Consider the following 22,838-nt stretch of genomic DNA (forward strand, 5'->3'; position numbering starts at 1 on the left):
CAGCTTTCTAAAGGAGCGACAAGGCTCTATCACTAAGTTTGCAATCAATTGCTTACAGAGAGACAATTTGCTATAATCAAGAAAAGGAGGTCATTTATGAGTTTGACCAGTCAATTAATTACCGATGTATTTCCCGATCTGGATAAGGTTAAAAAGCTAAACAAGGAAGCATTCCCCGAGGAAGAACGAGTTCCTCTGTCTGAGTTTTTACGCTATCAAGACCGAGAAGACGCCCACTTTTTTGCTTTTTATAACCAAGAAGAGTTTGTCGGCTTTGCTTTTGCCATCTCCAATCCAAAGGCCTTCTATATCAGTTTTTTTGCCATCATGCCCCACTTGAGAAGCCACGGATATGGAAAAGAAATCATCGAAAAGTTGACTGATTTTTACCAGCGAACCATGTTATTGGAAGTCGAGCGATTGGACGAAGAATGCGATAACTTGGAGCAGAGAAAGGCCCGCATGGATTTCTATCACCAAAATGGTTTCAAAACAGCCAACGCTTTTCTAGAGTACGATGGTTTGAGTTTTGAAATTCTCTACCGTGGCGACTATTTTGACGAAGAAGCCTATCGCGACATCTTCCAAAAGTTACAGAATGAACATTATTTTGACTTTCATATAGAGTATCGTCGTTTTAGCGACCATTAAACAAGACTTATTCTTCTGGTGAAAAACCTCTCTTTTTCGATAGAAGCTACATATAAAAATGCATGCAATCTACGATTACATGCATTTTTTATTTTCAACTGATCAGAATAAACTTTTATTCTCTCTATGGCTTAAGCTTCTGCATTGCCTTCTGGAAGAAGGAAGTAGAGAACAGCATAAGCCAAGATTCCAGAACCACCAAGTAGGGTGAAGATGATCCAAAGTGCACGAACAAGTGTGTGGTCCATGTTAAAGTAGTCAGCGACACCAGCACAAACACCAGCAATCTTTTTGTCTTGTACGTTACGAACAAGGCGTTTTTCCATTATAGTAGTCTCCTTTTTATAGAATGATTTAATTTTATCATCAAATTAAAAAAATTGCAATAGTTTTTTTAATTTTTTTGATTAAATACTCTTTTTTTACGCTTTTGAAGCTTATGGAGACTTAATAATTTAACATAAAAAGCAGAGAAGGACTTCTCCGCTTTTATTTTTAATCTTCAATTTCGATTTCAAGTCCGTCGCCTAGGTCAAGTGTTACTTCTTGGTTAGGTGCTAGATCTTCTGCGACAGAGGTAGGAGTTGTCCCTTCTTCATCTTCAATCAAGCCATATTGAACACGGACTTGGTGGTCAATGGCATCAAAGATTTCTGGGTGATCCGCCAAGTATTTCTTAGCATTTTCAGATCCTTGTCCGATTTTTTCACCCTTGTAAGAGTACCATGCTCCCGCTTTTTGGATGATATCGAGATCACTTGCAATCTTCAAGAGCTCACCAGTCTTAGAAATTCCTTCTCCGTACATGATTTCAACAAAGGCTTCCTTAAATGGTGGAGCCACCTTGTTTTTCACGACCTTGATCTTGGTTTCCTTACCGACATTGGTATCTTTTTGGTCACCAGTTCCCTTGATTTGCGTGCTTCCACGAACATCCAATCGGACTGAAGCGTAGAATTTCAGAGCACGTCCACCAGGTGTTGTTTCTGGATTTCCAAACATTACTCCAACTTTTTCACGCAATTGGTTGATAAAGATGGCAATTGTTTTGGTTTTATTGATAGAAGCTCCGAGTTTACGCATGGCCTGGCTCATCATACGAGCTTGCAAACCAACGTGGCTGTCACCAATATCCCCATCAATTTCTGCACGAGGTACAAGGGCCGCAACCGAGTCGATAACGACAAGGTCAACTGCACCTGAGTCAATCAATTTTCCAGCAATTTCAAGACCTTGTTCACCTGAGTCTGGTTGTGACAAGAGCAATTCGTCAATGTTCACACCAAGGGCTGCAGCATAGGCTGGGTCAAGAGCATGTTCCGCATCGATAAAGGCTGCAATACCACCTTCTTTCTGTGCTTGCGCAACAGCGTGAAGGGCAACCGTTGTCTTACCAGATGATTCTGGTCCATAGATTTCGATGATACGTCCTTTAGGATAACCACCTGAACCAAGGGCAATGTCAAGAGCCAATGAGCCTGAGCTCATCACTTGAACTTTTTGCTCCGCGCGCTCACCCAAGCGCATGATTGAGCCTTTACCAAAGTCTTTCTCAATCAATTTAAGAGCATCGTTCAATGCCTTTTCACGGTCTGCTCCAAATTTTTTCCCAATTTCATCTAATTTTTTTGTTGGTTTTTTCGCCATTTTGTTCTCCTATATTCTACTGGTCCTTAGACCTATCTTTCATTATACCAAAATTTAGTCACTTAATAAAGCCTTGCGAACTAGGTTAAAGGCATGCATGACCGCAATCTGTCGAACATCTGCTCGACTCCGTCCTGCGATATTAGCCTTGATCACCTCTGTCCCTTTTGCATGTGCCAGTCCAATAAAAACTGTACCAGCTGGATGCCCCTCTAAGCTATCTGGTCCTGCCACACCCGTCAAACTAACTCCGTAGTCAGACAGAGTCTTGAGTCGAGCCTGCTCTGCCATTTTTCGAGCCGTAAACTCAGAAACGACCCCGTGCTCTTTTAGCTCTTGCTCGGAAATATCCAACATCTTGGACTTTTCTTCTAGGCTGTAAGTGACAAAACCGCCATTAAAGATTGCTGAAACGCCCGAAAAGTCTGCTAATGTCGCTTGAAAAAGACCTGCCGTCAAGCTTTCTGCCGCAGTAATGCTTTTCTGTCTCTTCTTTAGCTCTTCTACAACGACACTTGCGAGACTGGTTTCTTCCCCATATCCATAACAGATGTCTCGTAGAGAAATTCCCTCGAAAGTTTGGCGACTCAAGATTTGATTTTCTAAGATATCCAGTGCTTGATCAGCCTTTTCTTGACTGACTGCTTTTGTAGACAAGCGCAAGGTCACTTCTCCCGTCTTGGCATACGGCGCCAAAGTCGGATCGGTTTGATGGTCAATCAAATCCGCCAAAATGGTCACCAACTGACTCTCCCCAATTCCAAAGAAACGGAGCACTCGTGAGTATAACTTGGTGCCTGTCATCAGCTTGGGCAAGAGTTGATTTAAGACCATAGGTTTCAATTCACTAGGTGGTCCTGGAAGGACCACGTAGGTCACGCCATCCACTTCCGAAACCCCTCCTACTGCTAAACCTGTCTCATTTGGCAGTGGAGTCGCCCCTTCTACAATTTGGGCTTGACGCTCATTATTCGGTGTCCGAGCATAGTCAGGTCTATGATCAAAGAAAATATCCAGTTTCTCTTGTGCTTGAGGGTCAAACACCAGATCTTTTCCTAAAAATTTTGCCAGAGTTTGTTTGGTCAAATCATCCTCAGTTGGTCCCAAGCCCCCTGTCAAAATCACAAGATTACTACGTTGACTCGCAATCTCAAGCAAGGACAAAAGACGAGCTTCATTATCTCCAACAGCTGTTTGGAAGTAGACATCTACCCCGATTTCGGCTAGTTTCTCTGATAAAAACTGAGCATTGGTATTGACAATCTGCCCCGTTAAAATTTCTGTTCCGACAGCAATAATTTCTGCTTTCATGTTTCCTCCTACTTATCTATTCGAATTTTTTTGAAAAAATCGCAGGAAATTTCCCACGATTTGATTCTTTTCTTATTCTGCTTCTTCGTTTGAAGTGTTAGTACTGGTTGAAGGTGCTGTCCGACCAAAGGCTGTTTCGTACAGTACCGCATTGGTTTCCAATTCTGTCACTGGCTCTTTACCTAGTGAACGACGCAAGAGATTTTGCATCTCGAGCATATGTTCTGAAGTGACAATCTGATAAGAAATTCCCTGTAGCTCAGCATCTTCCCCACGCAATTGATGCGTTTCGATATTCTTGAAAGAATCTTGATAGCCGAGCAATTGTGGAATGCTCTTAGCTGATAAGTCCACATTGGTCTGCATGTTATCACTCAAAGCTTTGAGGATGCCTTGATAATGACTCACACTGTTTAGGCTCAAAACCTTCTCAACGATCTTTTGAATGACTTCACGCTGACGTTTTTGACGACCATAGTCTCCTTCTGGGTCTTGGTAACGCATTCGTGAATACACCAGAGCTTCCTCACCATTCAAGGTTTGTTCTCCAACACCGATAGAAATCTTATTAAACTCTTCTTGGTCAGCAATCGAAATTGGGAAACCGAGTGTATTGTTGACGGTGATCCCACCAACTGCATCCACCAATTGTTGAAGTCCCTGCATGTTAACCATCACATAGCGGTCAATGTGGATATTCATCATCTTTTGAATAGTAGAAATTGCAAGTTCCGCACCACCATTAGCATAGGCGGCATTGAGTTTAGCTTCCTGAACTTGACCGTTTCCAGTCTCAATCTTGGTCAAAATATCCCGTTCCAAACTCATCATTGTGGTTTTCTTTGTTTTGGGATTAACCGTCAGGAGAATCATGGAATCACTATTCCCCGCCCACGGGTCTGTACGTTCCACATTTCCCGTATCTACCCCCATCAAGAGGATAGTCAGAGGCTCAGTCGCTTCGATAACGTTGGTTTCTTCCCCGATTTTTTTGTAAGTCTTTTTACTTAGGGTTTCTGTTCCCTGTTGGTAGATGGTATAGCCATAAACCGCTACACCTAAAACTGTTACTGCTAGGAAACCTAGCACCATTCCAATTAATTTTTTAATCATCTCGTTATTCATTTATCAGCTTGCCCATAAGACAAACATCTAAAAATATCCCTTCTGCTAAATAGGCTCCTCTTTCTTGTAAGCCTTCTGTGATAAATCCCATTTTTGAGTAGAGGTGGATAGCGGCCTCGTTTCGTTTTTGTACACTGAGTTGCAAACGGCGCAAGACACCACTGGATTTAGCCCACTCGATGCCTTCTTCTAGAAGTATAGTCGCCAAGCCTTGGTTCCAGAATTTCTTGCGAACTGCTAGAAAAACATCACCGATATGTCGAACTCTTAAATGTTGGTCTGCTGTGATATTTAAGACTCCTGCAATCTCAGCATTCAGTAAGGCGAGGAGAGTAATTTGATTCTCTGATGTAGCTTGTTTTTCGATAAAAAGAGCCATTTCAGAAGCTGTCATCATGATACCATTTTCATCCAAGCTGGTAAAATCTGTCTCTTGACCAACACAATCTAAAAATGCAATTAAGGCTGTAGCATCTAAAATCTCTGCCTCACGAATACACAACTCATACTCCATCTTGAAGCTCCTTGATGAGTTGTTCAGCCCGAGAGCCATGAGCCGTAAAATGAAGACAACGACCCTCAGCTTCTTTCAAAATTTCCAACTCCAAGTAAGAATCTGGTAAATCTTCACCCAAAAGATGCCCCCACTCAATAACAGTCACACCACCTCCAAAGAGAAACTCATCCAAGTCAATAGAATCAGCATCACCTTCGATACGGTAGACATCCAAGTGGTAAAGTGGCAAACGCCCTTCGTACTCTCTGACAATGGTATAGGTTGGACTTTTAATCATCTGATGGATATCCAAGCCCTTAGCAAGGCCCTTTGTAAAGGTTGTTTTACCCGCACCCAACTCTCCAGTCAAGATCAGAACATCGTCTTTTTGAAGCAAATGGCCTAATCTTTCTCCGAGAGCTAGAAGCTCTTCTTCATTTTTTGTGTGCATGCTACTATTATACCAAAAAGTTTTCTTTTGTGTGAATTTTCTTTATGGACTTACTATAACAATTTTGAAAGATTCTCCTCCACTTAAAAGAATACAACTACTGAAAAAACAAACAGGATATCCCGAATCAGGTGTCCATAAAAGGAGATTTCCCTTTGGATACATTTGGGAAAAAGGAAACGTGCGCATAGAAAACCAACACTGATATAAATGAGAATCGAGGAAATCACTAAGGGATTCCTCAAGAAAACCATCGTAGCTAGAACGGAAATGACGACTGTTTTCTTTTTATTTAGGTGATTTTCTATATCGCGAAAAATTTTATCAAAAGGTAAGAAAATCAATAGATCTACTCCTAGCAAGAAAAAAAAGGAGGGCAAAAAGAGGTCAACCAATTCCTGCTGCAATTTGCTAGTGGTTTGGATGCTTTCTGAGAGAACCAGACAGGTTGCCAGAAGATTGACTACTAAAAGGAGGCAATAAACAAGACTCACTTTCTTTTGAACATGCAAAATACTATGTCTAGACTGGTCTGCTGTATGGAAATAATTTATCCCAGCGCACAAAACAGAAATTCCTACTATCAAAATCAAAAAATAAGCATTGGTCTGTTTTAAAGATAAAAAGGATTCTTTCCATAATAGGCAACTAGAAAAACTAATCTGGATGACTGCAATCAACAACAATAGGCGAATTGATTTTACCATTTCTTCTCCCTCCCTATATGGGATTATACCTTGTGAGGAGTTTGAAATGATTGTTTCCGCCTCAAGTGTCCATTTTTTGTGCTCAACTGACCAAAAAACAGTTCTGTTGTACACAGAACTGTTTTTTTACCAGTCTAATCCTTAAACCAGAGAGCAATTTCACGTTTTGCAGAAGCTTCCGAATCGGAGCCGTGAACTACATTTTGAATGGCTTGATTGTCTCCTGCAGCCTTGGCAAAATCTCCTCGGATAGTTCCTGGCAGAGCTTCTTCTGGACGAGTAGCACCCATCATGGTCCGCCAAGTTTCAATCACTTTCGGACCTGATAGAATGCCCACCACTACTGGTCCTGAGGTCATAAACTGACGGATAGGAGGATAAAAACTTTTTTCAACCAAGTCTTGATAGTGCTGGTCAATCAAATCTTCTGAAACTGCTGAACGCAACTCTAATTTTTCGATTTTGAAACCACGCTCCTCAATTCTTTTCAGAACCTGACCAACCAGCCCTCTTTTCACACCATCTGGCTTAATGATAAAGAATGTTTGTTCCATATGGACACCTCCCTGGCATTTTAGTTCTTCTATTCTACCATACTTTATGAAAAATTTGGAAAATTTTCTGAAATAAAACAAAGAGAACCCAAAGGTTCTCTTGTTTGCTTTATTCTACTGTTTCTTCAACTTGGATTTCCACAACTTCCTCTACAGGAGCAAGTTCTGCCTCTTCTTGTTCTGGAGCCAGATATTCTGCTTCATTGACGGCTTGTGGTTCAAGGTTACGGTAGCGAGCCATACCAGTACCTGCTGGGATAATCTTACCGATGATAACATTTTCCTTGAGTCCAAGGAGATGATCTTTCTTACCACGGATGGCTGCATCTGTAAGGACACGAGTTGTTTCCTGGAAGGAAGCCGCTGACAAGAAACTGTTGGTTTCAAGTGAGGCTTTGGTGATTCCCATAAGAACTGGGCGACCAGTCGCTGGAACTCCACCTGCGATAAGAACATCCTTGTTGGCATCTGTAAAGTCGTTGATGTCCATGAGAGTACCCATAAGAAGGTCTGTGTCACCTGGATCCATGACACGAACTTTACGGATCATTTGACGAACCATTACCTCGATGTGTTTGTCACCGATTTCTACCCCTTGGCTACGGTAAACTTTTTGTACTTCACCGAGAAGATAAGTTTCAACTGACAAGACATCACGAACAGCAAGGAGACGTTTTGGTTGGATAGAACCTTCTGTCAATGCCGCACCGCGAGAGACTCGGTCTCCAACTTCGACACGCATACGGGCTGTAAATGGTACCACGTATTCGCCTTCTCCAGTTTCACCCTTAACGAAGACTTTCTTGGTACGAGTTGACGCGTCTTCTTCGATAGCAGTAACTTGTCCTTTGACCTCTGTGATGACCGCTTCCCCTTTAGGATTGCGGGCTTCAAAGATTTCTTGGACACGAGGAAGACCCTGAGTGATATCGGTATTTGAGGCAACCCCACCCGTGTGGAAGGTACGCATTGTAAGCTGTGTACCAGGTTCCCCGATAGATTGGGCAGCGATTGTACCAACTGCTTCACCAACTTCAACCGCATCACCAGTCGCCAAGTTGATACCGTAACAGTGACGGCAGACACCATGACGGGTGTTACATGTAAATACAGAGCGGATAGTCACTTCTTCCACACCAGCATTGACAATTTCACGCGCCTTGTCTTCTGTAATCAACTCATTTGGACCGATGATCACTGCACCAGTTTCTGGATGTTTAACAGTTTTCTTAGTGTAACGACCGTTGAGGCGTTCTTCGAGAGACTCGATCATCTCTTTTCCTTCTGCGATAGAACGGATCAAGAGACCACGGTCTGTTCCACAGTCGTCCTCACGGATGATAACGTCTTGGGCAACGTCAACCAAACGACGAGTCAAATAACCTGAGTCGGCTGTCTTAAGGGCCGTATCGGTCATACCTTTACGGGCACCGTGAGTTGAGAAGAACATTTCGAGTACTGACAAACCTTCGCGGAAGTTTGAAAGGATTGGCAATTCCATGATACGTCCATTCGGAGCGGCCATCAGACCACGCATACCGGCAAGCTGTGAGAAGTTTGAGATGTTACCACGGGCCCCAGAGTCCATCATCATAACGATTGGGTTCTTAGGATCTTGGTTGGCAACCAAACGTTTCTCCAATTTTTCACGGGCTGCACGCCATTCAGCTGTAACAGCGTTGTAGCGCTCGTCGTCTGTGATCATACCACGACGGAATTGTTTGGTGATTTGTTCTACACGTTTGTGTGATTCTTCGATGATTTCAGCCTTGTCTTCAACAACTGGGATATCGGCAATACCCACTGTCAAACCTGCAAGAGTTGAGTGGTGGTATCCGAGATTCTTCATGCGGTCAAGTAGGGCAGAAGTTTCTGTCGTACGGAAACGTTTGAAGATTTCAGCGATGATATTCCCAAGATTTTTCTTCTTGAATGGAGGGTTGAGTTCAAGATTGCGAATAGCTTCCTTGATATCTCCACCTAGTGGCAAGAAGTATTTAGCTGGAACACCTTCTGTTAAGTTGGCATTTGTTGGTTCTTGCAAGTAAGGCAGACCCTCTGGCATGATGTCGTTGAAGAGGATTTTACCAACTGTTGTAAGCAAGACCTTGTGTTTTTGCTCTTCAGTCCAAGGTTTGTTGAGGCTGTCTGTCGCGATACCAACACGTGAGTGGAGGTGAACATAACCATTACGGTAAGCCATAACCGCTTCGTCACGGTCTTTGAAGACCATTCCTTCACCCTCACGACCAGCTTCTTCCATGGTCAAGTAGTAGTTACCCAAAACCATGTCCTGAGAAGGAGTAACAACTGGTTTACCATCTTTCGGATTCAAGATATGCTCAGCAGCCAACATCAAGATACGAGCTTCTGCTTGAGCTTCTTCTGAAAGCGGTACGTGGATGGCCATTTGGTCCCCGTCAAAGTCGGCATTGTAGGCTTCACAGACAAGCGGGTGCAAGCGAAGGGCCTTACCATCAATCAAGACTGGCTCGAAGGCTTGGATACCCAAACGGTGAAGGGTCGGTGCGCGGTTCAAAAGAACTGGGTGTTCTTTGATTACTTCTTCAAGGATATCCCAGATGCGTTCGTCTCCACGTTCCACCAAGCGTTTAGCTGCCTTAACGTTTTGCACGATGTCACGGGCAACGATTTCACGCATGACGAATGGTTTAAAGAGCTCAATCGCCATTTCACGTGGCACACCACATTGGTACATCTTAAGAGTTGGACCAACGGCGATAACGGAACGTCCTGAGAAGTCAACACGTTTACCGAGCAAGTTTTGACGGAAGCGTCCTTGTTTCCCTTTAAGCATGTGGCTCAATGATTTCAGTGGACGGCTACCTGGTCCTGTAATCGGACGACCACGACGGCCATTATCAATCAAAGCGTCAACCGCTTCTTGAAGCATACGCTTCTCATTTTGAACGATGATACCTGGTGCATTCAACTCAAGCAAACGAGCCAAGCGGTTGTTACGGTTGATAACACGGCGGTAAAGGTCGTTCAAGTCAGATGAGGCAAAACGGCCACCATCCAACTGCAACATTGGACGAAGGTCTGGTGGAATAACTGGAAGGATGTTGAGAATCATCCATTCAGGCTTGTTTCCAGACTTGTAAAAGGCATCCAAAACATCCAAACGACGGATGGCTTTGACACGTTTTTGTCCAGTAGCTGTTTTCAACTCTTCTTTGAGTTCAGTAATTTCTTTTTCAAGATCTACTTGTTTCAAGAGGTCTTGGATGGCTTCGGCACCCATCTTGGCAATGAATGATCCATAGCCATACTCACGCAAGCGCTCACGGTATTCGCGCTCTGTCATGATAGACTTGTGCTCAAGCGGTGTATCCTTAGGATCAATCACCACGTAAGCCGCAAAGTAGATCACTTCCTCGAGGGCACGAGGGCTCATATCAAGGGTCAAGCCCATACGGCTTGGAATCCCCTTGAAATACCAGATGTGAGATACAGGAGCTTTCAACTCGATGTGCCCCATACGCTCACGACGAACTTTTGTACGCGTTACTTCAACCCCACAGCGGTCACAAACAATTCCTCTGTAGCGAATGCGTTTGTACTTCCCACAAGCACATTCCCAGTCCTTTGTAGGACCAAAGATGACTTCGTCAAAGAGTCCTTCACGTTCTGGTTTCAAGGTACGGTAATTGATTGTTTCAGGTTTTTTGACTTCTCCATAAGACCATGAACGGACTTTGCTTGGAGAAGCTAGGGTGATTTGCATACTTTTAAAACGATTTACATCAACCACTATTTCTTCCCTTTCTATTCTAAGTGAACTGCTTATTCTTGTTCAGCAGCTTCTTCTGTTGCTTCCGCTTTTGTTGCTTTCTCTGCTTCTTCAGCTTCAAAGGCTGCTTTAGCCTCTTGGGCTGCTTTTTCGCGGGCTTTTTCAAGATCATCTACGTGGATGACATCTTCGTCCATTCCTTCATCCAAGTCGCGAAGTTCCACTTCTTGGTCATCTTCGTCAAGAACACGCATGTCAAGACCAAGAGATTGCAATTCTTTAACAAGAACTCGGAAGGATTCTGGAACACCTGGTTTTGGAATTGGTTTTCCTTTTGTAATGGCTTCATAAGCTTTCAAACGTCCGTTGATATCGTCAGACTTGTAAGTCAAGATTTCTTGAAGGACATTTGACGCACCGTAGGCTTCAAGAGCCCAAACTTCCATCTCACCGAAACGTTGTCCACCAAACTGAGCTTTACCTCCGAGTGGTTGTTGGGTAACGGTTGAGTATGGTCCGACTGAACGAGCGTGCAATTTATCATCAACCATGTGGTGGAGTTTGATCATGTACATGACACCAACTGATACACGGTTGTCAAACGGCTCACCAGTACGTCCATCGTAAAGGATTGTCTTTGCATCGCTATCCATACCTGCTTCTTTAACAGTGTCCCAAAGATCTTCAGAACTTGCTCCGTCAAAGACTGGTGTTGCGATATGGATACCAAGAGTACGTGCTGCCATACCAAGGTGAAGCTCCATAACCTGACCGATATTCATACGTGATGGTACCCCAAGCGGGTTCAACATGATATCAACGGGAGTTCCGTCTGGAAGGTAAGGCATGTCTTCTACAGGAACGATACGAGAGACAACCCCTTTGTTTCCGTGACGTCCGGCCATCTTATCTCCGACCTTGATCTTACGTTTTTGAGCAATGTAGACGCGAACCAGCATGTTAACGCCTGATTGCAACTCATCTCCATTTGCACGTGTAAAAATCTTAACATCACGAACGACACCATCGGCACCGTGAGGTACACGGAGAGAAGTGTCACGCACTTCACGAGACTTGTCTCCGAAGATAGCGTGCAAGAGACGCTCTTCAGCTGAAAGGTCTTTCTCTCCCTTAGGTGTGACTTTACCTACAAGGATGTCCCCTTCTTTAACCTCAGCACCGATACGGATAATCCCCATTTCGTCAAGGTCTTTAAGAGCATCTTCACCAACGTTTGGAATTTCACGAGTAATTTCTTCAGGCCCAAGCTTTGTATCGCGGGTTTCTGATTCGTATTCCTCGAGGTGGACAGATGTATAGACATCGTCTTTGACCAAGCGTTCGCTCATGATAACAGCATCCTCGAAGTTGTAACCTTCCCATGTCATGTAGGCAACGATTGGGTTTTGTCCAAGCGCCATTTCCCCTTTTTCCATAGAAGGTCCATCAGCGATGAAGTCTCCTTTTTCAACGACATCACCAACTTTAACGAGAGTGCGTTGGTTGTAGGCAGTACCTGAGTTTGAACGACGGAATTTTTGGATGTGGTAAACATCTAGTGAACCATCTTCACGACGAACTTCTACCTTGTCAGCATCTGCGTAAGTAACTTTACCTCCATACTGAGCAATAACAGCCGCTCCAGAATCATGAGCTGCTTGGTATTCCATACCAGTACCAACGTAAGGTGCTTTTGGATCAATCAATGGCACAGCCTGACGTTGCATGTTGGCACCCATGAGGGCTCGGTTGGAGTCATCGTTTTCCAAGAAAGGAATACATGCTGTCGCAACGGCAACTACCTGTTTTGGTGACACGTCCATGTAGTCAACCACTTCTGCTGGATACTCTTGGTTGACCCCTTGGTGACGTCCCATGACAACCTTCTCAGCAAAAGTACCGTCTTCGTTGAGGCGAGAGTTAGCCTGCGCTACAGTAAATTCATCTTCTTCATCGGCTGTCAACCAAACAATTTCGTTTGTGACTACACCTGTTTCACGATCAACCTTACGGTATGGTGTTTGAACAAATCCATACTTGTTCAAGTGCCCGTAAGATGACAAGTTATTGATCAAACCGATGTTAGGTCCTTCAGGTGTCTCGATTGGACACATACGACCATAGTGAGTGTAGTGCACGTCACGAACTTCATATCCAGCACGGTCACGAGTCAAACCACCAGGTCCCAAGGCTGACAAACGGCGTTTGTGAGACAACTCAGAAAGCGGGTTGTGTTGGTCCATGAACAGTGACAACTGTGATGAACCAAAGAATTCTTTAACCGCAGCTGTTACAGGACGGATATTGATGATTTGTTGTGGTGTTAAAACTTCATTGTCTTGAACAGACATACGTTCACGGACGTTACGTTCCATACGAGAAAGTCCAAGACGTACTTGGTTGGCAAGCAATTCACCAACTGCACGGATACGACGGTTCCCAAGGTGGTCGATATCATCCACACGTCCGATACCTTCCGCCAAGTTGAGGAAGTAGCTCATCTCTGCAAGGATATCCGCAGGAGTTACAACACGAACCTTGTCGTCTGGATTGGCATTTCCGATGATGGTTACAACACGGTCTGGGTCCGTTGGAGCAACAACCTTGAATTTTTGAAGGACAACTGGTTCTGTCAAAACAGCTGCATCGTTTGGAATATAAACGATCTTGTTCAAGTCGCCATCCAAGTGACTCTCGATACTTTCAATCACGCTACGAGTCATAACGGTACCAGCTTCTACCAAGATTTCACCAGTTTCAGGGTCTACCAATGGCTCCGCAATGGTTTGGTTGAGCAAGCGTGTTTTAACGTTGAGTTTTTTATTGATCTTGTAACGACCAACTGCTGCCAAATCGTAGCGGCGTGGGTCGAAGAAACGTGCCACAAGCAAGCTACGTGAGCTTTCAGCAGTCTTAGGCTCACCTGGACGAAGGCGTTCATAAATTTCTTTCAAAGCTTCGTCTGTACGAGAGTCCATTGGATTCTTGTGGATATCTTTTTCAACAGTATTGCGAACCAATTCGCTGTCACCGAAGATATCAAAGATTTCATCATCACCTGAGAAACCAAGTGCACGAACCAAGGTCGTAAATGGAATCTTACGAGTACGGTCGATACGAGTATAAGCGATGTCTTTTGAGTCGCTTTCAAGTTCTAACCAAGCTCCACGGTTAGGGATAACAGTTGAGCCGTAGCCTACTTTACCGTTCTTGTCTACTTTATCATTAAAGTAAACACCTGGTGAGCGGACCAACTGAGAAACGATAATACGTTCACCACCGTTGATGATGAAAGTACCCATTTCGGTCATGATTGGGAAATCTCCAAAGAAGACTTCTTGGGTCTTGATTTCGCCTGTTTCTTTATTGATCAAGCGGAAGGTTACAAAAATTGGTGCTGAGTAGCTAGCATCGTGGATACGTGCTTCTTCGAGCGTGTATTTTGGTTCCTTGATTTCATATCCAACAAATTCCAACTCCATAGTTTCTGTGAAGTTTGAAATTGGCAATACATCTTCAAATACTTCCTTAAGACCGTGGTCTAGGAAATCTTTGAATGAATCAGTTTGAATTTCAATCAAATTTGGTAAGTCAAGAACTTCTTTGATTCTTGAAAAACTACGACGGGTACGATGTTTCCCGTATTGAACGTCATGTCCTGCCAAGATGATTCTCCTTTGTAAATAAATTTCAAGCCTTGTCAATCAGGCTTTTCTAATCGTCATATGGTTTTTAAAAACCCCTATCACCGTGTCCCTTTGACAAATTTTCAGAATCTTTAAATCTTTGTTACAAGCACTCAAAAACCTGAAAAAAAGCACAAAAAGAGCAGCTAAATCTGACTTTTTCAGAAGATTTAACTGCTGTGAGCCTTGTCTGGACAATATTTCAGACAAAACCTACGACAAATGATTACTCATATTATACCTTATCTAGCCAGATTTTTCAAGGTTTTTTTACTACTTTTTAAACAATCTTTTCCTATATATTATTTAAAAATTTCAAGAGAATGAAGCATTATATTTTCTCTCAAAAACTAGGAAAACGCTTGCACTAATGTTTACCTCGTGCTATACTGTTAGGGAACAACTACACAAGGAGAATTGTGATGAAAAAGATCCCATCTCAAACTGAGAAAAAAATGATTTATGGTATCCGTTCCTTGAAGAACGGAACTGGTTCTGTCCTTATTGGTGCCAGCATTGTCTTCCTTTCTGCTGCAATGCCAACTATTTCAGCTAACGAAAACCTTCCTCAAACTCAGGAAAATACTAGCGCTGTGACCAAGGCCCCTACTGAGACTGAAACGAGTCAAACTCAAAAGAAAACGCCCATTTCTGAACAAAATAATGCAAACGCTTCCCTTGAAACTAAAAAGGAAGCCCCAGCTGTGGAAACTACTGCAGCACCAGAACCCCCAAAAACAGAAGACACTACTACAAACCAGCCTAACAGCAAAGAAGAAAAGGTAGATACTCCGACTTCAACGCCAAGTTCTGATCAAAAATCACAAGCAGACACATCTTCTGAAGAACCCATCGCAGACAACTACTTCCGCATCCATGTAAAGAAACTCCCTGAAGAAAACAAAGATTCTCAAGGCCTTTGGACTTGGGACGATGTTGAAAAGAAGTCTGAAAACTGGCCAAATGGAGCCAAGTCCTTCAAGGATGCCAAGCAAGATGACTACGGCTATTATCTAGATGTCAAACTCAAAAATGAGCAAGCCAAGAAAGTCAGCTTCCTTATCAACAATACCAAGGGGGATAACCTGACAGGGGACCGTTCTGTAGAACGCCTCTCTCCAAAAATGAATGAGGCTTGGCTAGATGAAAACTACAAGGTACACAACTACCGCCCTCAACCAGCAGGAACTGTCCGTGTCAACTATTACCGCACAGATGGCAACTATGACAAAAAATCTCTTTGGTATTGGGGCGATGTCAAAAACCCAAGCAGTGGAGAATGGCCTGACGGTACTGACTTTACCGCAACTGGAAAATATGGACGCTACATTGATATCCCACTCAATGAAGCTGCAAGAGAATTTGGATTTTTATTACTAGACGAAAGCAAGAAAGGCGATGATGTGAAAATCAGAAAAGAGGATTATAAATTCACTGATCTAAAAAATCACAGTCAGATTTTCCTCAAGGATGATGACGAAACCATCTACACCAACCCCTACTATGTGCACGATATCCGCATGACTGGTGCCCAACACGTGGCTAAATCTCGTATCGAAAGCAGTTTTTCTACCCTAGTTGGAGCTAAGAAAGACGACATCCTCAAACACTCCAGCATCACTGATTACCAAGGGAATAAAGTAACTATCACAGACGTGGAAGTGGATGAGGCAGGTAAAAAAGTGACCTATATCGGCGACTTCTCTGACACTCAACACCCTTACACTGTCAGCTACAATTCAGACCGCTTTACCACACGTTCAAGCTGGCGCCTCAAGGATGAATCCTACAGTTACGATGGTCCACTCGGCGCAACTCTAAAAGAAGATGGCAAGCGTGTTGATCTCACCCTCTGGTCTCCAAGTGCTGATAAGGTTTCCGTTGTTGTCTATGACAAGAAAGACCCTGAAAAAGTAGTTGGAACTGTCGCCCTTGAAAAAGGAGAAAAAGGAACCTGGAAACAAACTCTGGATGCAAACTCTGGTCTCGGTATCAGCAACTACACTGGCTACTACTACCACTACCAAATCGAGCGCCAAGGTAAAACTGTCCTCGTTCTTGACCCTTATGCCAAATCATTAGCGGCTTGGAACAGTGACCTAGCAAAAACAGATGCCGCTCATAAGGTCGCTAAAGCTGCCTTTGTCGATCCAGCGAAGTTAGGTCCGCAAGACTTGACCTATGGAAAGATTCGTAACTTCAAATCACGTGAAGATGCCGTTATCTATGAAGCTCATGTACGTGACTTCACTTCGGATCCTGCCATCGCAAAAGACTTGACCAAGCCATTTGGTACCTTTGAAGCCTTTATCGAAAAACTGGACTATCTCAAAGACTTGGGTGTGACCCACATCCAGCTCCTTCCAGTCTTGTCTTACTACTTTGTCAATGAATTGAAAAACCAAGAACGTTTGTCTGCCTACGCTTCAAGCAACAGCAACTACAACTGGGGATATGACCCTCAAAACTACTTCTCCTTGACTGGTATGTACTCAAGCGATCCTAAGGATCCAGAAAAACGTATCGCAGAATTCAAAAATCTCATCAACGAAATCCACAAACGTGGCATGGGGGCTATCCTGGACGTGGTCTACAACCATACTGCAAATGTTGATATTTTTGAAGATATTGAGCCAAACTACTATCACTTTATGGATGCAGACGGAACTCCACGTACTAGCTTCGGAGGCGGCCGTTTGGGAACTACCCACTACATGTCTAAACGTGTCTTGGTAGACTCCATCAAGTATCTGGTTGAAACCTACAAAGTAGATGGTTTCCGCTTTGATATGATGGGTGACCACGATGCGGCTTCAATCGAAGAAGCTTACAAGGCTGCACGCGCCCTCAATCCAAATCTTATCATGCTAGGTGAAGGCTGGAGAACCTATACTGGTGATGAAAATACGCCTGTACAACCTGCTGACCAAGATTGGATGAAGAAAACAGATACTGTCGCTGTCTTTTCAGACGACATCCGCAACAACCTCAAGTCTGGCTATCCAAACGAAGGTCAACCTGCCTTTATCACAGGTGGCAAACGCGATATCAATACCATCTTTAAAAATCTGATTGCCCAACCAACTAACTTTGAGGCTGACAATCCTGGAGATGTTATCCAGTATATCGCAGCCCATGATAACTTGACCCTCTTTGACATCATTGCCCAGTCTATCAAAAAAGATCCAAGCAAGGCTGAGAACTATGCTGAAATCCATCGTCGTTTGCGACTTGGAAACCTCATGGTCTTGACCGCTCAAGGAACTCCCTTTATCCACTCTGGTCAGGAATATGGACGTACCAAACAATTCCTTGATCCAGCCTATAAGACTCCTGTTCCTGAAGATAAGGTTCCAAACAAGTCTCACTTGTTGCGCGACAAGGACGGCAAGCCATTTGTCTATCCTTACTTTATCCATGACTCTTACGACTCTAGTGATGCTGTCAACAAGTTTGATTGGACCAAAGCTACAGATGGCAAAGCTTATCCTGAAAATGTCAAGAGCCGTAACTACATGAAAGGATTGATCGCCCTTCGTCAATCGACAGATGCCTTCCGACTCAAGAGTCTGCAAGACATCAAAGAGCGCGTCCACCTCATTACTGTTCCAGGACAAAATGGCGTTGAAAAAGAAGATGTGACCATCGGCTACCAAATCACTGCTCCAAATGGTGATGTCTACGCTGTCTTTGTCAATGCGGATGATAAGGCTCGCGAATTTACTCTAGGAACTGCATTTGCTCACTTGAGAAAAGCTGAAGTCCTGGCAGATGAAAATCAAGCCGGACCAGTAGGAATCGCTAAACCTCAAGGTCTCGAATGGACTGAAAAAGGCTTAAAATTGAACGCTCTCACTGCTGTCGTTCTCCGCTTATCTCAAGGTGGTGCCATTGTCGCTCCAGCTGTGAAAGAAAAACCAGAATTTGATCTTTCTAGCTCGGAAGTTGAACCAGAACAAGGCCAAGCTCAAAGCCTAGCAGCCAATCCTGAAACTCAAGAAACCGCTGCAGAGGCTAACTCTCAGAACCTCCTTCCAAACACAGGAACTGAGAGCAAATCACTTCTTGCCCTTGCTGGATTCAGTATCCTTGCCCTTCTCGGACTTGGATGGTTGATAAAAAACAAGAAAGAGAACTGATACTCAATGAAAATCAAAGAGTAAACTAGAAAGCTAGCCACAGGCTGCTCAAAGCACAGCTTTGAAGTTGTAGATAAGGCGAAGCTGACCTGGTTTGAAGAGATTTTCAAAGAATATAACATAGCCCTCCTATAGAGAAAACACCCCATGGTCAGAAGAATCTTCTAGTCATGGGGTGTTGTTTTTATGATACACTTATCTATCAAATCATATATTCTACACTATAGCTAGCATCTGATAAGATACGAGCCAGGAACTGCTTGGTTCGTTCTTCTTGTGGACGACTAAAGAAATCGTGGGGATTGTTCTCCTCTACGATACGGCCTCCATCCATGAAAATAACGTGGTTGGCGACATCCCTAGCAAATCCCATCTCATGCGTGACGACTACCATGGTCACACCTTCTCCCGCCAACTGTTTCAGAACATCCAAAACATCTCCAACCAACTCAGGGTCTAGTGCCGATGTTGGTTCATCTAGCAAAATGACCTCGGGCTTAACGGCAATGGCACGCGCAATTCCTATTCGTTGTTGTTGCCCTCCAGATAGTTGTGAAGGGTAGTAGTCCTTATAGGCCAGTAAACCAACTTTTTCTAAGGCAGATTCTGCACGTTTGAGCGCTTCTTCCTTGGGAACTTTACGAGCTACGATTAGGCCTTCTAGAATATTTTCCAGAGCAGTTTTGTTTGCAAAGAGATTGTAGTGTTGGAAAACAAAGGCTGTTTTTTGGCGAATTTCTAGAATGTCTTTCTTGCTTAATTTGGCCAAGTCATAGGTCTTTCCTGCCAAGGTCAAACGGCCACTGTCAGCTTTTTCTAAGTGGTTGAGACAACGGAGAAAGGTCGTTTTCCCCGAACCTGATGGTCCTAAAATAACGACGACATCCCCTTGGTTGACCTGGAGATTGACATCCTCCAAGACCTGCCTCTCTCCAAATGTTTTTGCGATATGTTCTACTTGTAACATCCTGTCCTCCTATACAAAACGCGCGCTAGATGCTTTTGCACTCTTTTCTTTTTTCACATAGCCTTTCTCCAGTAGGGAGAAGCCCCACTGAATCAAACCACAGATCAAAATATACTGCAAAAAGATCACAAAATAAGACTCGAAATACTGGTAGCCGTAGGATGCTTCTACACGAGCAATAGCGGTGATGTCCTTGATGGTCATGACAAAGACCAGGGAGGTCCCTTTGACGATATTGATCACCAGATTGGCCAAGTTAGGCAAGGCTGAGCGCAAGGCTTGAGGAAAAACAATCCTTAGATAGGCCTGGGTCGTAGTCAGCCCAATCGCATGCGCCGCCTCTAGTTGTCCCTTGTCCACCGTCAAGATAGCTGAACGCAAAATCTCCGACAAACTCCCGACTGTCATCAAACTATAAATGATAAAAGCATAGTAGAGAGGATCAAGCTTAAAAATATCAAAGTCACTTCCTATGCTTTTGAGAAATTGATTCAGCAAACTTGGAAACAAACTATAAAAGAAGAGAATCAATAAAATCGGAGGAGTCGCTCGGATAAATGCCAGATAGACCAGAGAAAAACTCCTCACACCTCGAACCTTGTAAATCTGCCCCAAGGCTAAAAATAGAGCCGGTAAAAAGCTTAAGACCATAGCCACAATCATGATAATCAAGGTGATTGGCACACCCTTCAAGGTCTCCAGAAAGGTCTTTACAATATAGTCTATATCCATTTCTTACCTCCCTTTTGTTTCCAAAGACTTCTCAAGCAAACGACTCAAGCTAGAAATAACCAGGGCAATCCCCCAGTAAAGAAGCGCAACTGCCGTATAGGTTTCCAGAGAGTAGTTCCCTAAATTGCGACTAATCAAGAGATTCCCCGCCCCCATAACATCAACGAAACCAATCGTATAGGCCAAGGCAGCATCCCGCATGAGATTTAGTATAGCGGTCGTTATATTGGGAAGAGCAACTTGAAAAGCTTGGGGAAAAATGATTCTCCAAAAAGTCTGACTTGGAGTCAAACCAATACTAAGCCCGGCCTCTGTCTGCCCCTTTGGAATAGCTTGAAAGGCCGCCTTGAAAACCTCGGCAACAATAGCCGCAAACAAGAGAATCATCGTCAAGAGAACAAAAATAGTTTTAGACCAATTGTTGATATCCAAACCAAGCCACCATTTCAGAAATTCTGGCAAGCCATAAAAAACTAGAAAAAGCAAGACAATCGGTGGTGTACAACGAAGGGTAAAGATATAGCCTTTGGAAATCGCTGCAAAACTCTTGTCTTCTCCTACTTGCGCCCAGGCCAAGAGACCTCCAAAAATTGAACCAAGAAGAGTGGTAAAAAAGAGAATGGACAAGGTCATAGGAAGTGCCTGCCATAAGGTCGGAAAAAACTGAAAGACCTTGGAAAAATCATAAGAAACCATGCAAAACCCTTTCTAGTCTTGGAATTTCTGGTCTAGTCTTTGTCTACGTAACTAAAGACATCTTCTTTAAAGTATTGCTGAGATAGCTTAGCAAGCGTGCCATCTTCTTTCAACTCTTTAATTGCTTTTTCGTATTCTTTAGCAAATTTCTCACCCTTTTCATCACGGTGAATCAAGGGATAAGTTGGAATGCCCTTGTATGGGAACCAACTGAGTTTATCCGCATATTGGTGGTAAGGGCCATCTTCTGCGGTAACTGCTTTTTCAAAGGACAGTTTGATATCAAAGAAGGCGTCATAACGTCCTTCTAAGACCCAGGCATAGGCATCTGCTACTTTAAAGGATTCAGCTGCTGTTAGCTCAATCGGTGCATCCTGATGTTTTTCATTGTAGCTGGTGATAACATTCCATTGAGCATTCTGTGGAGAGATGGGAACCAATTTCCCTTTATTCTTAGCAAAGTCATCAATGGTTTTGTATTTCTGTTCATCTTCTTTTCTGACAGTAAATCCGATGATGCTCGCTCCGACTGGTTCAGATGGAATGACAAACTTTTTAGCTCGTTCATCTGTGTACCAAGCTCCCTTGGTTCCGATGTCATACTTGCCTGATTCCAGACCAATCAAGAGGTCGTCATCACTGGTGCCCGTATATTCAAATTGATAGTTTGCCAACTTCTCATCAACAGCCTTCAAAACAGCTACCTCATAACCATCTGATTCCCCTTTTTCATTGACAAAGTCATAAGGCACATAGTTTTGTGTATGGGCAACCTTCAAGGTTATGACTTCAGCAGACGAAGCCGTTTCTCCATCCTTGGTTGGAGCACCAGCTAAACTTCTCCCGATAATCGTTGCCCCAATTACTGCAACCACTGCTACACCACCGATAATCCATGCTTTTTTACTCATCTTTTTCTCCTTTAGTTTTCAAGCGCTTCTCTCACCCACTGGATACGTTCAACTGCGATATCACTTGGAATGGTACAATCTGCCCCAAGTACCAAGCTCTGTTCCCCAGCTTCTGCAACTAGTTTCTTTGCCTCAGCCTGAATGGCATCCTTGCTACCAGTATACAGCAAGCCTGTCTTGCCATTTTCGAATCCTCCAAGAACCGTACGTCCCTTAAAAATCTCACGACCTTCCTTGAGAGTGATTCCTTCTGGTCCTACAGCCCAGTTAAAGACTTGGGCTGGATAGTCTGCAAAAAGGTGAATATCATTTCGCGCTCCCTCGTATCCACAGATATGAAGAACTGTGACGCCACCAACAGCACTAGCTGCTTCCAGAACAGTTATCTCGCTAGGTGCAATGACGGCTTGATAATCTGCTGCCGACACTCGTTGATCTTGGATACTCTGCACGCTGAGGTAGATTCCATCAGCACCAGCCTCTTCGATAACAGCTCGGCTGAGACTCGCAATATCCTCTGCAATCACATCCAGCACCTTTTTAAGGGCTTTAGGATCTTCCGCCAGAAAGTCTGCAATGAGGTCATCGCCACCAGACACTGCCCCAAGCAGCCACTTGAGGTAGGTCACAGGAGCAAAAATATTGTAAATCGCAACGATATCTTCTGTGAACTCTTGCTTGATTTTCTTAACCAAGTCCACCTGCTCTTTTATCCAAGCGTGGTCTGATCCAAGTGCTTGAATGCTCGCCAACTCTTGAAGTGATTTCCCTTTGGCAATCGCTGGATTTGGATAAGCAAAGTAGCCATCACTCATGAGTTTGATAAAGTCTGGCTGAACTTCTCGGATAAAGCGCTTGTGGCCCTCGATATTCTTCTCGATAATGGCTGGATTTGAGAAACCGTGTAGCCATTCGTCTTCGGATGTGAAATGGTGCCAAAAGCCAACTGGCACACGATCAACCTTTTCACCTCTAAATGCTTTTAAAACCCATTCTTTTTTTTCTGACATT

The 22,838-nt window shown here is 43.7% G+C and carries 17 protein-coding genes; 2 read left to right on the plus strand and 15 right to left on the minus strand.

The features are described 5' to 3' along the window. Positions 1-96: 96 nt before the first annotated feature. On the plus strand, positions 97-651 hold the full coding sequence (locus tag MP387_RS07900; RefSeq protein ID WP_242746140.1) for a GNAT family N-acetyltransferase: 555 nt from the start codon (positions 97-99) through the stop codon (positions 649-651). A gap of 131 nt (positions 652-782) precedes the next feature. On the opposite strand, the gene MP387_RS07905 is transcribed toward MP387_RS07900, so the two are convergent. The 10 genes from MP387_RS07905 to rpoB all read right to left on the minus strand — a co-directional run bounded on the left by MP387_RS07905 (position 783) and on the right by rpoB (position 14,361). Then, positions 783-977 carry a PspC domain-containing protein gene (locus MP387_RS07905; protein ID WP_000415531.1) on the minus strand — a complete coding sequence of 65 codons (195 nt, stop codon included), beginning with the start codon at positions 975-977 and terminating at the stop codon, positions 783-785. Positions 978-1,146: 169 nt separating this feature from the next. After that, entirely contained in the window at positions 1,147-2,298 is a 1,152-nt protein-coding gene (gene recA, locus MP387_RS07910) for a recombinase RecA (protein ID WP_001085517.1), read from the minus strand. A 54-nt stretch (positions 2,299-2,352) separates the two neighbouring features. Further along, positions 2,353-3,609 carry a competence/damage-inducible protein A gene (locus MP387_RS07915; RefSeq protein WP_242746142.1) on the minus strand — a complete coding sequence of 419 codons (1,257 nt, stop codon included), beginning with the start codon at positions 3,607-3,609 and terminating at the stop codon, positions 2,353-2,355. A gap of 72 nt (positions 3,610-3,681) precedes the next feature. Then, positions 3,682-4,722 (minus strand): glycopolymer--peptidoglycan transferase LytR, encoded by a 1,041-nt coding sequence (gene lytR, locus MP387_RS07920; RefSeq protein ID WP_242746144.1) that lies wholly within the window; start codon positions 4,720-4,722, stop codon positions 3,682-3,684. 4 nt (positions 4,723-4,726) lie between these two features. After that, on the minus strand, positions 4,727-5,248 hold the full coding sequence (locus MP387_RS07925) for a GNAT family N-acetyltransferase (protein WP_242746146.1): 522 nt from the start codon (positions 5,246-5,248) through the stop codon (positions 4,727-4,729). Then, the gene (tsaE, locus tag MP387_RS07930; protein WP_061428323.1) at positions 5,238-5,681 is read right to left on the minus strand and encodes a tRNA (adenosine(37)-N6)-threonylcarbamoyltransferase complex ATPase subunit type 1 TsaE; all 444 of its coding nucleotides are present in this window, start codon (positions 5,679-5,681) and stop codon (positions 5,238-5,240) included. Before tsaE ends, MP387_RS07925 begins: the two co-directional genes overlap by 11 nt. 83 nt (positions 5,682-5,764) lie before the next feature. Continuing rightward, on the minus strand, positions 5,765-6,388 hold the full coding sequence (locus MP387_RS07935; RefSeq protein ID WP_242746148.1) for a hypothetical protein: 624 nt from the start codon (positions 6,386-6,388) through the stop codon (positions 5,765-5,767). A 134-nt stretch (positions 6,389-6,522) separates the two neighbouring features. Continuing rightward, positions 6,523-6,942, minus strand: coding sequence for a nucleoside-diphosphate kinase (gene ndk, locus MP387_RS07940; protein WP_049489472.1), 420 nt, complete (start codon positions 6,940-6,942; stop codon positions 6,523-6,525). 109 nt (positions 6,943-7,051) lie between these two features. After that, on the minus strand, positions 7,052-10,717 hold the full coding sequence (gene rpoC, locus MP387_RS07945) for a DNA-directed RNA polymerase subunit beta' (RefSeq protein ID WP_242746168.1): 3,666 nt from the start codon (positions 10,715-10,717) through the stop codon (positions 7,052-7,054). Between the two features lie 32 nt (positions 10,718-10,749). Further along, entirely contained in the window at positions 10,750-14,361 is a 3,612-nt protein-coding gene (gene rpoB, locus MP387_RS07950; RefSeq protein ID WP_242746171.1) for a DNA-directed RNA polymerase subunit beta, read from the minus strand. 443 nt (positions 14,362-14,804) lie between these two features. On the opposite strand from rpoB, the gene MP387_RS07955 reads away from it, so the two are divergent. After that, positions 14,805-18,521: a pullulanase gene (locus MP387_RS07955; protein ID WP_242746174.1), complete on the plus strand. Its 3,717-nt coding sequence runs from the start codon at positions 14,805-14,807 to the stop codon at positions 18,519-18,521. Between the two features lie 202 nt (positions 18,522-18,723). Here the strand turns inward: MP387_RS07955 and MP387_RS07960 are convergent, their stop codons facing one another. The 5 genes from MP387_RS07960 to MP387_RS07980 are packed head-to-tail and all read right to left on the minus strand — an operon-like array spanning position 18,724 to position 22,837. Then, the gene (locus tag MP387_RS07960) at positions 18,724-19,488 is read right to left on the minus strand and encodes an amino acid ABC transporter ATP-binding protein (protein ID WP_000942251.1); all 765 of its coding nucleotides are present in this window, start codon (positions 19,486-19,488) and stop codon (positions 18,724-18,726) included. A gap of 9 nt (positions 19,489-19,497) precedes the next feature. Next, positions 19,498-20,220 (minus strand): amino acid ABC transporter permease, encoded by a 723-nt coding sequence (locus tag MP387_RS07965; RefSeq protein ID WP_000350563.1) that lies wholly within the window; start codon positions 20,218-20,220, stop codon positions 19,498-19,500. Between the two features lie 3 nt (positions 20,221-20,223). Continuing rightward, positions 20,224-20,916, minus strand: a complete 693-nt coding sequence (locus MP387_RS07970; RefSeq protein WP_242746177.1) for an amino acid ABC transporter permease — start codon at positions 20,914-20,916, stop codon at positions 20,224-20,226. A 32-nt stretch (positions 20,917-20,948) separates the two neighbouring features. Then, the gene (locus MP387_RS07975; RefSeq protein ID WP_000037009.1) at positions 20,949-21,827 is read right to left on the minus strand and encodes a transporter substrate-binding domain-containing protein; all 879 of its coding nucleotides are present in this window, start codon (positions 21,825-21,827) and stop codon (positions 20,949-20,951) included. An 11-nt stretch (positions 21,828-21,838) separates the two neighbouring features. Continuing rightward, positions 21,839-22,837, minus strand: coding sequence for a uroporphyrinogen decarboxylase family protein (locus tag MP387_RS07980; RefSeq protein WP_242746180.1), 999 nt, complete (start codon positions 22,835-22,837; stop codon positions 21,839-21,841). Position 22,838 lies beyond the last annotated feature (1 nt).

The sequence above is a fragment of the Streptococcus oralis genome (assembly GCF_022749195.1).
In the GTDB taxonomy this organism is placed as follows: domain Bacteria; phylum Bacillota; class Bacilli; order Lactobacillales; family Streptococcaceae; genus Streptococcus; species Streptococcus oralis_CI.